General features: G+C 74.0%; 13 protein-coding genes. 10 read left to right on the forward strand and 3 right to left on the reverse strand.

All coding sequences use genetic code 11. The annotated features are described in order from the left end of the window. Positions 1-1,030, reverse strand: a 1,030-nt coding sequence (locus tag CG740_RS14095) for an AfsR/SARP family transcriptional regulator (RefSeq protein WP_234376255.1), incomplete at its 3' end; no start/stop codon positions are given. A gap of 292 nt (positions 1,031-1,322) precedes the next feature. Between CG740_RS14095 and CG740_RS14100 the strand changes: the two genes are divergently transcribed. The 6 genes from CG740_RS14100 to CG740_RS40320 all read left to right on the forward strand — a co-directional run bounded on the left by CG740_RS14100 (position 1,323) and on the right by CG740_RS40320 (position 6,211). Further along, the gene (locus CG740_RS14100) at positions 1,323-2,771 is read left to right on the forward strand and encodes a hypothetical protein (protein ID WP_100575461.1); all 1,449 of its coding nucleotides are present in this window, start codon (positions 1,323-1,325) and stop codon (positions 2,769-2,771) included. A gap of 84 nt (positions 2,772-2,855) precedes the next feature. Further along, positions 2,856-3,104 (forward strand): hypothetical protein, encoded by a 249-nt coding sequence (locus CG740_RS14105; RefSeq protein WP_100575462.1) that lies wholly within the window; start codon positions 2,856-2,858, stop codon positions 3,102-3,104. Positions 3,105-3,512: 408 nt separating this feature from the next. Then, positions 3,513-5,105: a phage tail sheath family protein gene (locus CG740_RS14110; RefSeq protein ID WP_100575463.1), complete on the forward strand. Its 1,593-nt coding sequence runs from the start codon at positions 3,513-3,515 to the stop codon at positions 5,103-5,105. A 58-nt stretch (positions 5,106-5,163) separates the two neighbouring features. Further along, on the forward strand, positions 5,164-5,607 hold the full coding sequence (locus tag CG740_RS14115) for a phage tail protein (protein WP_100575464.1): 444 nt from the start codon (positions 5,164-5,166) through the stop codon (positions 5,605-5,607). Continuing rightward, positions 5,607-6,056 (forward strand): hypothetical protein, encoded by a 450-nt coding sequence (locus CG740_RS14120; RefSeq protein ID WP_100575465.1) that lies wholly within the window; start codon positions 5,607-5,609, stop codon positions 6,054-6,056. The genes CG740_RS14115 and CG740_RS14120 overlap by 1 nt, the downstream gene beginning before the upstream one ends. Then, positions 6,053-6,211, forward strand: coding sequence for a DUF6760 family protein (locus CG740_RS40320; protein WP_162952566.1), 159 nt, complete (start codon positions 6,053-6,055; stop codon positions 6,209-6,211). The genes CG740_RS14120 and CG740_RS40320 overlap by 4 nt, the downstream gene beginning before the upstream one ends. Positions 6,212-7,905: 1,694 nt before the next feature. Here the strand turns inward: CG740_RS40320 and CG740_RS39635 are convergent. Both CG740_RS39635 and CG740_RS14125 read right to left on the reverse strand, forming a co-directional pair. Beyond that, on the reverse strand, positions 7,906-8,274 hold the full coding sequence (locus CG740_RS39635) for a hypothetical protein (RefSeq protein WP_159030294.1): 369 nt from the start codon (positions 8,272-8,274) through the stop codon (positions 7,906-7,908). Positions 8,275-8,442: 168 nt separating this feature from the next. Further along, on the reverse strand, positions 8,443-8,817 hold the full coding sequence (locus tag CG740_RS14125; RefSeq protein WP_100575466.1) for a hypothetical protein: 375 nt from the start codon (positions 8,815-8,817) through the stop codon (positions 8,443-8,445). A gap of 88 nt (positions 8,818-8,905) precedes the next feature. On the opposite strand from CG740_RS14125, the gene CG740_RS14130 reads away from it, so the two are divergent. Genes CG740_RS14130 through CG740_RS14145 form a run of 4 tightly spaced genes read left to right on the forward strand, consistent with a single transcriptional unit; the run spans position 8,906 to position 13,082 of the window. Beyond that, the gene (locus CG740_RS14130; RefSeq protein WP_159030295.1) at positions 8,906-9,949 is read left to right on the forward strand and encodes a hypothetical protein; all 1,044 of its coding nucleotides are present in this window, start codon (positions 8,906-8,908) and stop codon (positions 9,947-9,949) included. Between the two features lie 48 nt (positions 9,950-9,997). Further along, a complete protein-coding gene (locus CG740_RS14135; RefSeq protein WP_100575468.1) occupies positions 9,998-10,435 on the forward strand; it encodes a phage tail protein in 438 nt (145 codons plus the stop codon). A gap of 2 nt (positions 10,436-10,437) precedes the next feature. Then, positions 10,438-11,160 carry a CIS tube protein gene (locus CG740_RS14140; protein ID WP_100575469.1) on the forward strand — a complete coding sequence of 241 codons (723 nt, stop codon included), beginning with the start codon at positions 10,438-10,440 and terminating at the stop codon, positions 11,158-11,160. Beyond that, entirely contained in the window at positions 11,157-13,082 is a 1,926-nt protein-coding gene (locus CG740_RS14145) for a VgrG-related protein (protein WP_100575470.1), read from the forward strand. Before CG740_RS14140 ends, CG740_RS14145 begins: the two co-directional genes overlap by 4 nt. The last annotated feature ends 4 nt before the right edge of the window (positions 13,083-13,086 follow it).

The raw sequence follows: 13,086 nt of genomic DNA on the forward strand, positions 1-13,086 counted from the left end.
GCGCGGGGGACGCGGGGGCCGGGGCAGCGGGGGGCGGGGTCGCGCGCAAGGGGGCCGGGGCAGCGGGCCGGGCGGCGGCGGACAGCCGGCCGGGGACGGGCGGGGTCGACCCGGCGCTCGCCTCCCCGGGGGTCCGGCCGCGCCCGACCGGGGTAGCGGTGGACCGTGCGCCGGTGCGGGTGCCCGGCGCGGGGCGCGCGTCCCCGGCCGCGGGCGCGGGGGACTCCCGCCGGGTCAGCAGGCGAGTGTGCAGGGCGGTCAGTTCCGGGCCCGGCGGGACGCCGAGGTCCTCGGCGAGGGTGCGGCGGGTGGCCTCGTAGACCGCGAAGGCGTCCGCCTGCCGGCCGGCCCGGTGCAGGGCCAGCATCAGGAGGGCCTGGGTGCGCTCGCGCAGCGGATGTTCGGAGGCGAACGCGCGTAGAGAAGCGATGGTGGAGACGTGCCGGTCCAGCGCGAGGGCGCCGTGGAAGTGGTCCTCGCGGGCGGACAGCCACAGCTCGGTGAGCCGGTCGCGTTCGCGTTCGGCGTGCGGACCGGGCAGCCCGGCGAGCGGGCTGCCGCCCCACAGGTCGAGCGCGCCGGAGAGTTCGCTGTGGGACGCCGCGACGTCCCCCGCACCGCGCAGCCGGGCGGCCTCGGCGAGCCGCGCCTCGAAGACGCTGGTGTCCAGCGCGGTCGCGGGCACCCGCAGGGCGTAGCCGTCGTCGGCCGACACCAGGAGCCGGGCCGGGGTGCGGGCGGGGCGGTTCGGCTCAAGCAGGGTGCGCAGGCGCGAGACGTAGGTGCGCAGGGTGCCCACTCCGCGCGGGGGCAGCCGCTCGCCCCAGATCGCGTCGAGGAGTTCGGGCATGGACACGGGCCGGCCGCCGCGCAGCAACAGCACGGCCAGCAGCGCCCGTTGCTGGGGCGGACCGAGTCGTAGGGGCCGGCCGTCGAAGTCGCCCTCGACCGGCCCGAGCATCCGGAACCGCAGCCCGCCGGCCCCGCTGCCGGTTATGCCGCCTTCGCCCGTTCCGCCGGAATCCGTCACGCGCCGCCGCCTCTTCCTCTCACTCGTCCCGGCCGTTTCGTCCCCCGACGTTTGCCCTTCCGGCCCCCCGGATCCTGTTCGTCCGGTCACCGAAACGCTACGCCAGGACCTCCCACAGGCCCGCATCAGCACATGTATCGCAAGGAGAAGTTGGCTTGAACTGCCCCCGTATCGCGTGCGCAACCGGACGAAAGGGCACCCTCCCTGCCCCCAAGACGGTCCGGACGCCTCTTCCGTTCCGTAGGAGCGGCGTAAAGAATCGCGAGGCAACGAGCGAGGGGAGTGCATCACCGTGCGGGTCCAGCAGGAACAGCAGGCCGAGCGGAGGCGTACCGCCCCACCGGGCCGCCCCGCGCGCGGATCCGCCTCGGCGCTCGCCGCGCTCCACGCCACGGCCGGCAACGCCGCCGTGGCCCAGCTGTTCGCGCCGGCCGCCTCCCACACCCGGGAACCCGCCCCCGTCCAGCGGATCACCGACCACCCCGGCGGCTCCTACGACGCGCAGCCCCAAGCCGGTGAACGAGGACCCTACTTCGTCTCCCAGGGTCCCGAGGCCCGCTGGGCCATGGGCGCCGGTGACGGCCGCGAGCCGCGCGACATCCGGGAGCGGCTGCGCTACGAACTCGCCGAGGTGGGCCCGGCCGACGCACCGCTGCGGGTGGCCGACGACGGCACGCTCGCCGTGCACGGGGTGGACGAGCCCAAGGAGTTCTACGCCACCCAGGCCGTGGTGGATTCGGCCAATGCCTCGCTGCGCGCGGTCAACAGCACGGTGGAGCTGACCACCGGCGGCCGCAGCATCGGCGTCGGCGGGCTGCGCCTGCTGCGGGTCCAGCCCACCGTCCTGAGCGAGCAGTCGACCGAGGGCCAACTGGGGCAGTTCGCCTCGCTGTTGCGTTCCACCTGCATCTCCGTGGCGTGCAGCCTGATCGGCTCCGAGCACTCCAAGCGCGCCCGCGCGGTGCTCGGCGACGGCACCGACTTCCTGCTCACCCCCGGCTCCGACAGCGACGACCGGGCCAACCGCCTGGCCGACGCGGTCGCCGGGGACACCGCCGGCACGCTCGACACGGCCGGCGCGCTGGCCGCCGCAGGGGGCAGCCAGGCCCCGGGCGCCGACCTCGGCAAACGCTATGGCGAGGCCACCCGGGACGGCGGCCGGGACGCCACCGAGGAACGCCTGGGCATCAACAAGTACGCCTCCCCCGGCCCCGGGGAGGGCTTCGCGATCTTCAGCATGCTGGCGGCCGACGACCGCGACCACTCGGTGTCGCCCCCGGTCGAGCGCGGCGAGAACGTGTGGGGCTACCACTTCGCGGCGGTCGTCGCCCGTTCCCTGGACGGCAGTTGCCAGGTCACGCTGGAGAACTACAGCCGCAACGAGTTCGGCGAGAAGGCCCGCTCGGACCTGTACGACGTGCTGCTCAAGCGGGCCAAGAGCGGCGGCGGCTGGTTCTCGCAGCTCAAGCCGCTCCTGGAGAGCGACGACCAGCAGGCGTTCAAGGCCAAGTTCGACGAGGTGCTCGCCGCGCTGGTCCGCGACCCCGAGGTCAAGAAGAACCGGGGCCTGCCAAGGCTCCAGCTCCAGCGGGACTTCGAGGACCACACCTGCCGTTCCTGGTTCTTCCGGGTCTACGGCGGCGGCGCCGGCGAGAGCTTCCACGAACAGCAGGCCGCATCGGGGTACTTCAACAACCCCATGACGCTACGGGTGGCCCGCCCGGATCCGGCCGGACCCTAGCGCCCGGCCCCACCGGGCTTGGCGCGTAAGGGAGTTGGGGAGCCGCTCCCACTGGCCAGGGGCACCATCGGGGGAGCACGCTGCTTGCAGCACGTACGTACGGACGGTTACTGCACGATCACGGGCTGGGGCGGCGGCGTGGACGGCGTCCGCGCACGTGCCCAGGGGGTGCGCGCCATGGGTGACAGCAGTGCGGAACAGCAGGCGGCGGAGGACCGGCGACGGAGGGAGGAGCTGTTGGAGAAGGTCCGCGAGGCGAACCGGCTGAGCACCGGGCGGCCCTGCCCGCCTCCGGGTGCGGCGATGGGGAACGACGACGAGGACGAGGGCTGACCCGCCCCCGTCCGGAGTCTTCCCCGCGGGCCCCGCCCGCCCCCCTTCCGGGGTTTTCGCCACGAGCGCCGGGGCACCGGTCGGGTACGCGCCGACGCAGGACGGGTTCACGCCAGGTACGGGCCCGGCACGGGTCCGGTGCGCGCCGTACCCGATCCGGCCGGACGAACCCTCCGCGATGACCGGAAGGGCAGCTTGTGCTGCCCTCGCCCACGCACCTTCTTCCCTCCCCGTGCCGCCCGCGCTACGCGAGGCTGGTCCGGTAATTGGCCGGTGGCAGCGTTTCGGGGGGCGGGACGACCGCATGCAGCTCGGATTCGGAGCGAGCCGTCCGCTCCGCTTCGTGGGCCCCTCAGCTTCTGGGCGCTAGCCCACCTCCGTACACCCAGCATCAAGGAGCAGCTTCCCGTGCCCAACTACCTGTCCCCCGGCGTGTACGTCGAGGAAGTCGCCAGCGGATCCCGCCCCATCGAAGGGGTCGGCACCTCGGTGGCCGCCTTCGTCGGGCTCGCGCCCGTGGGGCCGCTCAACGAGCCGACGCTGGTGACCAACTGGTCGCAGTACGTCGCCGAGTTCGGCGAGTTCACGGACGGGTACTACCTGGCGCACTCCGTCTACGGCTTCTTCAACAACGGCGGTACGGCCGCCTACGTGGTCCGTGTCGGCGGCACCGACGACGGCGCCGGAAAGGCCGCCGCCCCGCAGGCATCGGCCACCGCCGCCCCGCAGGCGATCACCGCCGGTGAGGCCGTGGCGCTCGGCACGTTCAAGGTTTCTGCGATCACGGCCGGCACCGCCAACAACGGCGCGCTGACCGTCGAGGTCCAGGACGCCGAGGGCGAGGGCAACGGCGACCGCTTCAAGCTGATCGTCAAGGACGGCGAGACGGTCGTCGAGAACTTCGACGTCAGCGCGAAGAAGTCGGCCCGCAACTACGTCGTCACGCAGGTCAAGCAGCGGTCCAAGACGATCACCGTCGAGGAGGCCGTGGCCGGTGGCCAGCTGGCCAAGCCGGACGCGCAGGCCGTCACCCTGGCCCCGCCGACCCCCGCCGCCGTGCCCGCCCCGACGAGCAACGGCACGGTCGCCCGGATCGAGTCCGGCCAGTTCATCGGCGACTCCGCCGACCGTACCGGCTTCGGCGGCCTGGAGGCCTACGACGAGATCAACATGGTCTCGGTGCCGGACCTCATGTCCGCCTACCAGCAGGGCCTGATCGACCTGGAGCAGGTCAAGGCCGTCCAGCTCGGCCTGGTCTCGCACTGCGAGCTGATGGGCGACCGCATGGCCGTCCTCGACCCGCCGCCCGGGCTCAACGCCCGTGACATCCGCAAGTGGCGCATGGACGTGGCCGGTTACGACTCGCGCTACGCCGCCCTGTACTACCCCTGGATCAAGGTCTTCGACCCGTCCAGCGGCCAGACCAAGGTCGTCCCGCCGTCGGGGCACATGTCCGGCATCTGGGCCCGCAACGACTCCGAGCGCGGTGTGCACAAGGCCCCCGCGAACGAGATCGTGCGCGGCGCCGTGGACCTGGAGCTCCAGATCACCCGCGGTGAGCAGGACCTCCTGAACCCGGTCGGCGTCAACTGCATCCGCGCCTTCCCGGGCCGCGGCATCCGCGTCTGGGGCGCCCGCACCCTCGCCTCCGACCCGGCGTGGCGCTACCTGAACGTGCGCCGCTACTTCAACTACCTGGAAGAGTCGATCCTCATCGGCACCCAGTGGGTGGTGTTCGAGCCGAACGACCAGGCGCTGTGGGCCCGCATCCGCCGCAACATCTCCGCGTTCCTGGTCAACGAGTGGCGCAACGGCGCCCTCTTCGGCCAGCGTCCCGAGGACGCCTTCTACGTGAAGTGCGACCAGGAGACCAACCCGCCGGAGTCGGTCGACCTCGGCCGCGTGGTCTGCGAGATCGGCATCGCGCCCGTCAAGCCCGCCGAGTTCGTCGTGTTCCGACTCGCCCAGTTCTCGGGCGGTGGCGGCGAGCTGGAGGAGTAGGTCACACCCCAACTCGCCCGTCCCCCAGCAGCTTTCGCACGAACAGGAGTAAACCAGCATGTCGCTTCAGCCTGGTGATGCGCTCACTACCCACAACTTCGGTCTTCAGATCGACGGTGTGATGGTCGAGTACCTTCAGGAAGTCAGCAGCCTCTCGATGGAGCAGGACGTCATCGAGTACCAGCAGGTCTCGGCCGACGGCAAGCCGATCATCAAGAAGCTCCCCGGCGTCAAGAAGGCCGGCGAGTGCACGGTGACCCGCGGTGCCACGCAGTCCGCCACGTTCTCCGAGTGGATCAAGCAGTCCATCGACGGCAACATGGGCTCGGCCCGCAAGAACGCCTCGATCATCATGATGGACTACCAGGACAACCCGGTGAAGCGCTACAACCTGCGCAACGCCTGGTGCACCAAGGTGGAGGTCAGCGCGGTCAAGGCCGGCGACGCCTCGGCCATGACCGAGCAGGTCACCATCACCTTCGAAGAGCTGGTCATCGAGTAATGCGCCGCGAAGGTCCTGGAACGGCCGGCGCGCCCGGGGTGGACACCACCACCCCGGCCGTGTCCGGCGCGCGGGAAACCCTGCGCACCGAGTTCGAGTTCGAGCTGCCCCGCGGGTACGTCGACGAGTCGGGCACCGTGCATCGGCGCGGCGCGATGCGGCTCGCCACCGCCCGCGACGAGCTGGTCCCGCTGCGGGACGTACGGGTCCGCGAGAACCCGGCGTACCTCTCGGTGGTCCTGCTCGGCCGGGTCATCACCCGGCTCGGCACGCTCGGGGACGTCCACGACGGCACGGTGGAGAGCATGTTCGCCTCCGACCTGGCCTTCCTCCAGGACTTCTACCGGCAGATCAACGCCGAGGGCCACACCCGCGCCGCGGTGGCCTGCCCGCACTGCGAGCAGTCCTTCGAGGTCGAGCTGGCCGGGAGCCGCCTGGGGGAATCGTGACGTACGCGGCCGACCGGATCGAGGAGGAGACCGCGTACCTCGCCTACCACTTCCACTGGGACATGGACTCCATCCTCGACCTGGAGCATGCGGACCGGCGGGCGTACGTACGGCGGGTGGCGGCACTGGTGGAACAAGGCGAAGGGGAGCGGTGACGGGGGATGGCCCTGTTCAAGCGCCGGCGTAACCGGCCGTCCGAGGCCGGGACGGTCACGACGGCCCAGGCGGCCACGGACGCCGTGACCCCGGTCGCCCCGTCGCCGTCCCCCGCCCAGGGGGACGGCGGCTGGGCCGCCGCGCCCGTGATGCAGCGCGCCCTTGCGGCCCCCCGCCTCACGGCCGAGTCGGGCTTCGGCTCGACGCTGGCCGCGCACCAGGACCTCTCGGTCGTCCGTCCGCTGACCCACGCGGTCTCCCCGACGGCCCCGCACGGCGTCCTCCACAACGCCCTGACCCCGGTCGCGGGCAGCCCCTCGCCCCACCCCCTGCCGGTGCTCCGGCTGCCGGTGGCGGTACGGGAGGCCCAGGGCGGCGGCGCGGGTGCCGACGGGTCCGCTGCGGCGCCGTTCGGCGGGCCCGCGGTCCAGCGGTCGGCCACCTCCGCGGCCCCGGCCGCCAACACCCCTGCGGGTGGCCGTAGTTCGGCCCCCGTCGCTGGTGGTTCGGCCCCGGCGCCCGTACGCCCCGCCACCGCACCCGGCTCTTCGGCTCCGGGCTCCGGCGGCTCCGCTCCGACTTCCGCTCCGGCTCCGGCTCCGGCTCCGGCTGTGCAGCGGTCCGCCTCGCCTTCCACTGGTTCCACGAGGTCCACGGGGTCCACGGGGTCCACGCGCGGCCCGGCCAAGAGCGGCCCGGCCCAGGGCGCTCAGGCTCCCGCGGTGCAGCGCTCGGCCGCGCCTGCCGCCACCCCGCCGATCTCCGCGGCCCCGACCCCGGCCCCTGCCCCTGCCCCTGCCGTACAGCGGGCCGCCACCCCTCCGCGTGGCGCGACGGGGAACGCCGCCGGCACGACGCCGGGTCCGGTCGGGTCGGCCGCTGCCCCCACGCCGTCGACGCCGCCTTCCGCGTCGCCGGTCACCCCGCCAACTGACGCCTCACGCGGCACCGTTGGCCCAGCGGCACGCCCGGCGAGCAACTTCGGGCCGTCGGCTCCGGCGACCCCGGCCGGGCCCGGTACCGGCCCCGCCGTGCAGCGAGCGGCTCGGCCTTCGTCCCCGCAGCCTTCGTCCCACCCGTCCTCGTCGGCTCAGCCCATGCCGGTCAAGCCTTCGCCCGGTGCGGCCGGTGCGCCCGCCGTGCCGAGTGCTACGAACGCTCCGGCGCCGACGACTGCGGCCACCCCGGCGGCTCCGAGCACCCCGGCCGTCCAGCGTGCGGCCACCCCGCCGAACCCGTCGGCGAGCGGCCCCGCCGGTACGCCTCCGTCGGCCGCGCCCCGCTCGGCCCCGGCCGCCCAGCGCCCGGTTCAGCCCTCGCAAGGCGCCCCCTCGACCGCGAGCCCCGCTCCCGGTGCCCGACGCGCCGACGCGCCCGGGAACCCGACTGCCGGGTCAACAGACGCCGTACAGCGGCGGGTTGAGCCGTCGACCAAGCCCGCACAGCCGACCGCCCCCGCGCCCGCGACGCCCCCGACGGCCGCCATTCAGCGAGCCCGGACCGACCGGCCGACGGCTCCGGCGACCCCGGTGCCCCCCGTGCCCCCGGTCTCCCCCGCTCGGCCGGACGCCCCGCAGGGCGACACGGACCTTCCCGTGCGCAGGAGCGGGCGCGACGAGCCCCGATCTCCCGGGTCGTCCGGCATTCCCGCCGTGCAGCGGACCGCCACGCCGCCCGGAAAGTCCCCAACTGGTCAGCCGGGAACGGCCCATGCCCCCGCCATCCCGTCGAACCCGGCCCCGTCGGCCGGCACCAACCCCGGCCCCGCCCCCGCCGTGCAGCGCCCCGTGCCGCCGAGCCCCGCCGCACCCGAGGCCATGCCCGTACGCGGCGAGGGGGCGAAGCCCGGCGCCACACCAGCGCCGGCTCCCGCACCGGCACCGAGTCCCGGGCCGGCTCCGGCGGCCCCGGTCCAGCGGGCCGCACCCGCTCCCGGGCCGGGGGCCACCCCGCCGGCCCGGCCCGGCCGCGCGGACAAGCCCGTTCCGGCGAGCCCCATCGGGCCCCCGATCCAGCGTTCCGCCATGGTGCCGCCCAGCGCCGCGAGCACTCCTGCGAACACCGGCCCCGCCAACCGGCCGGGCACGACCCCGCCCAACCGCGGCGCATCGGCACCGGCCCCTCGGACCGCCGACGCCCCCGCCGTCGTGCAGCGGGCCGGTACGGAAGCCGGTCCGGCGGAGACTCCGCGTGCCGCGACCCGGCCCAAGGTGGGGTCAACTCCGCCGATTCACATGCCGGTTGCGCCTTCGGCCAGCTCCCCCACCCCGGCAAGTCCGGCGAGTCCGGCGAGCCCGTCGGGCAGCGCCGGGCACGGGGTGTCCGGGGTGACGCCGGGGGGTGGGACACCCGGGTCGCGCCCGACGGCCCCCCGCTCGGCGGCTGCTCCGTCCGGCGGGTCCGGGGCGAGTCCCGCGGTGCAGCGGGCTGTCACGGCCCCGCCGAGCCACCCCGGTTCGGCTTCCCCCTCCGCGGTGCCGCAGCGCCAGACCCGCCCGGCCGCGCCCTCGGCGACCCCGGGGAGCACGACCCCGGCAAGCGCCACCCCGGGGAGCACGACCTCTGCGGGCAACGCCGCGCCCGCCACGTCCGCTACGTCCGCCACGTCTTCCGCGTATTCCGCGTCTTCAGCGGCCCCGCAGACCGCGCCCGTGCGTCCTGCGGCACCGGGCGGCTCAACTCCCGTGCTGCCCATGCCCGTTCAGCGGGCCTCGGCTCCCGGTGGGCGGTCGCTCACCTCCGCCCCGCGCGCGGTGGTTCCCTCGTACCAGCTCGACCCCGTCGGCGTGGTGCGGCGCCCTGCCGCGCCCGCCGAGCCCGCCCCCGCTCCCACCCCTGCCACGGCTACCGCCCCCGCTCCCGCCCCTGCCCCTGCCCCGGTGGAGGCCGCGCCGCCCGTGCAGCGCAAGCCCATGGTGCGGCGGGTCAGCCGGGTGCAGAGTGCGGCGGCTCCCGAAGCCGGTCGGCGGCGGCCGCTCATCGGGGCGCCCATCACCCCGGCCCCCGCCCCCGCCCCCGCGCAGACCCCGGCTCCCTCGCCCTTCGCCACACCGGCACCGGCGAGCGCCCCCGCCGTCCAGCGTTCCAGCGCCCCCGAACCGGCGGTCCCGGCGGCCCCGCCGACCCCGGCCGTCCCCTCCGCACCCGTCGAGCCGCTCCGCAAGGTCCGCCTTCCCGGGCCGGCTCCCTTGCAGCGCGCGCTCGCCGCCGGGCCCCCGCTCGCCTCCGCGCGCCCGCTCACCACCCGGCACCAGAGCGCGCCGAGCCTGCCCGGCGTGCCCGACTCCGTTGCGCCAGGCCGGAGTTCGGCCGCATCCCCGGCCCCGCTCAAGCAAGCGCCCGCCTCCGGCGACAGCCGGCCCGTCGTGCCGCTGCGGGGTCCCGCGCCGCGGCCCGGCATCCCGCAGCCCACGGTGCAGCGGGCCGTCGCCGAGCCGGCCCCGGCGCCCGTCGTCCCCGTACGCCGGAGCAGCCCGATGCCCGCCGCGCCGGCCCCGGCGCCCGCGCCGAAGCCCGCGTACTCCGCCCCCGTACAGCGGCAGGCCGATCCGGCCTCCGTGCAGCGGACGGCACCGGCCGCGCACGCCACCGCGAACGCCGCGCCGGCCGCGGACGCCGAGCAGCACTCGCCCGACATCGACGCCCTGGCCCGCAGACTCGTCGCCCCGCTCTCCCGGCTGCTCCGCGCCGAGCTGCGCGGCGACCGCGAACGGATCGGGCGGCTGCGCGACCGCTGACCGGCCACCACCTGCCCGTAACCACTCCCACCGACGGAAGACCACCCCATGCCCTCCACCCTTGACCCCGGCTCCACCGTCTTCTTCAAGCTGACCATCGACGGCCAGAACCTCGGCCTGTTCAACGGGTGCGACGGTCTCGCTTCGGAGGTCGAGGTGGAGCAGCGCCAGGAGGGCGGCAACAACGGGTTCGTGTGGCAGCTGCCCACCCGGGTCACGTTCTCCACGATCCGGCTGACCCGGCCGCTGACCGCCGACACCTCCAAGGTGGCGTCCTGGATCTCCTCGCTGGCCACCGGCATCACCCGGCCCACCGCGCAGATCGCGGCGCTGCGCGCGGACGGTTCGATCGTCGCGCAGTGGGGTCTGGTCGAGGTCCTGCCGGTGCGCTGGACGGGCCCGAGCCTGGACCCGGCGAGCCCGAGCGTGGCCACCGAGACCCTGGAGATCGCCCACCACGGATTCACCGACGCGGGAGGTGCGTGAGCATGGCCGCTCCCACCGGAGGAAAGTCGGCGGGCCTGTCCCGCGCCACCCTCGCCATCCACCAGCCGCCCACCGATCTGGGCGGTTCGATGGGCGGCCGCATCGGCGAGGTGAAGTTCCAGTTCAACCCGTCGCAGGTGCAGCTGGGCCGGTCCGCGAACTGGATCACCACGCCCGCCATCTCCTACAGCAGGGGCGCGCCGCCGAAGTTCACCGGCGCGATGCCTGCCTCGCTGCAACTGGAGGTGTTCCTGGATGCCTCGGGCACGCCCAGCTCCAACACCGTGCAGAACCAGGTGGAGTTGCTCCTTTCCTGCTGCGAGGTGACCTCGCAGAGCATCAGCGCGAAGGCGCCGTCGCCGCCGTGGGTGGAGTTCAGCTGGGGTTCGTTCTCGACGGTCCAGTTCGTCGCGTACGTCACGAGCGTGAATGCCAGTTACACGCTGTTCAGTCCCAACGGCATGCCGCTGCGCGCCACGTGCACGCTGTCGCTGACCGAGGTGTCCAGCGAGACCAAGCGCCAGAACCCCACCTCGGGTGCCCTCTCCGCGCGCCGGGTGCACCGCACGGTGGCCGGGGACACCCTTGCCTCGCTCGCCTGGCGCGAGTACGGCGACGCCACCCAGTGGCGGGTGATCGCCGAGGCCAATGAGATCGACGACCCGATGCGGCTGCGGCCCGGCACGGAACTGCTGCTGCCCGCTTCCTCGGAGGACATCGCGTGACCGAGAAGACCTTCACCACCGTTCTGCACGTCCAGCTGAACGGCACCGTGCTGCCCGACCCGCTGGCGCTGCGCCTCATCGAGGGCTGGGTGGACGCCTCGGTCAATGTGCCGGCCGCCTTCCAGCTGACCTTCAGCGACAAGGACAGCCAGCTCACCACCAAGTTCCCGATGCTGAAGATCGGGGCGAAGGCGGTCCTGAGCCCGTTCACCGACGGCAGGCGGGGCGACCCGATGCTGACCGGCGAGGTCACCGCGATGGAGGTCGACGCCGAGCCCGGCGCCGGCCGCACCCTGGTCGTGCGCGGCTACGACCCCGGCCACCGGCTGCTGCGCAACCGCCGGGTCGAGGGCTACCCGAACATGACGGCCTCCGACATCGCGCGCCGCGTCGCCGGGATGAACGGCCTGTCCATCGGGAAGATCGAGTCGACGTCGACGGTGTACGACCTGGCGACCCAGCCCAACATCACCGACTGGGACTTCCTGTCCCGGCTCGCCGCCGAGAACGACGTGCGCCTGTCCTTCGACAACAAGGGCAAGTTCAACTTCGCGGGGCTGACCCCCGCGTCCGGCGCGCCCTCCGACACCACGGCGGCGGCGCAGAGCCCCTACGTCCTCGACTTCGGCGCGAACACCCTGCACAGCCGGGCCTCGATGACGGCGGCCGGGCAGGTGCGGAAGGTGAACGTGCGCGGCTGGGACATGCGCACCCGCCAGCAGCTCAACGCGCCCTCCCCGGCGGTCACCAGCAAGGACATCGTCGCCGACATGACCCCGGGCCAGGTGACGCTGCCCTTCGGCCCCGCCGAGCTCACCGCCACCCAGGTCCCGCACACCACCCTGTCGGAGGTCACGCACGCCGCGCGCGCCCTCGCCGACGACGTGACGGGCGCGTTCGCCGAGCTGGAGGTCGCCGTCACCGGCAACCCCGAGCTGAAGCCGGGCACCCCCATCGCCGTGAAGGGCGCGGGCTTCCCCTTCGAGGGCAAGTACACCGCGACCGGAGTCCGCCATGTCTTCGCGTCCGGCGAGAAGTACACGACCTGGCTCAACGTCTCGGGCCGCCAGTTCCGTTCGCTGTACGGGCTCGCCTCGGGCGGCACCGACCAGGCACCGCAGATGCCGGGTGTCGCGGTCGCCCTGGTCACCAACACCAAGGACCCGCGGCGCATGGGCCGGGTCAGGCTGCGCTTCCCGTGGCTGTCCGCGACGTACGAGAGCGACTGGTGCCGGGTGGCCCAGTTCGGCGGCCGGGACGGCGGCGGGCTGCTGCTTCCCGAGGTCAACGACGAGGTGCTGTGCGCCTTCGACCGGGGCTCCCTTGAGCACCCGTATGTGATCGCCGGGCTCTACAACGGCATCGACAAGCCCACCCGCGAGCCCGACAACTACCCGGCCGTCGACCCGACCAGCGGCCAGATCAACTGGCGTTCCCTGACGGCCCGCAGCGGACACACCGTCGAGCTGCTCGAAAACGGCGGGGCGGCCCGCATGTCCAGCGGCATCCGGCTGCGCACCGGCAAGGGCAGGCTGCACATCCAGCTGAACGAGGCCCGCACCTCCCTGACGATCAACAGCGACGGCAGCGTCGAGATCAAGGGCATGCGCACCGTCGACATCGAGGCGGGCGGCAACCTGTCCCTGAAGGCCGGCGGCAACCTGAGCCTGAAGGCGGGCGGGGCCATCGAGATCGACGCGGGCATGGCCATCAACGTGAAGGCGGGCCTCGCCCTGGACATGAAGGCGGGCGGCGAGGCCTCCATCGGCGCGGGCGGCCTGATGGCGCTGAACTCGGTCGGCGCGACGACCATCAACGCGATCGCCAACCTCACCATCGACTCGGCGACCGTCCTCGTCAACGCCCCCGCCTTCTCGATCCAGTCGGCCGCCCCGCTGGTCAACGGCGCGCCGATCGTCTAGGAGA

Origin of the sequence: Streptomyces sp. CB01201 (assembly GCF_002803085.1) — a bacterium.
In the GTDB taxonomy this organism is placed as follows: domain Bacteria; phylum Actinomycetota; class Actinomycetes; order Streptomycetales; family Streptomycetaceae; genus Streptomyces; species Streptomyces hundungensis.

What these genes read in the sequence shown, in the direction of transcription:
- CG740_RS14115 (WP_100575464.1), top strand. Translation starts at nt 5,164, where the DNA reads ATGTCGCTTCAGCCTGGTGATGCGCTCACTACCCACAACTTCGGTCTT.
- CG740_RS14120 (WP_100575465.1), top strand. Translation starts at nt 5,607, where the DNA reads ATGCGCCGCGAAGGTCCTGGAACGGCCGGCGCGCCCGGGGTGGACACC.
- CG740_RS14130 (WP_159030295.1), top strand. Translation starts at nt 8,906, where the DNA reads ATGCCCGTTCAGCGGGCCTCGGCTCCCGGTGGGCGGTCGCTCACCTCC.
- CG740_RS14135 (WP_100575468.1), top strand. Translation starts at nt 9,998, where the DNA reads ATGCCCTCCACCCTTGACCCCGGCTCCACCGTCTTCTTCAAGCTGACC.
- CG740_RS14140 (WP_100575469.1), top strand. Translation starts at nt 10,438, where the DNA reads ATGGCCGCTCCCACCGGAGGAAAGTCGGCGGGCCTGTCCCGCGCCACC.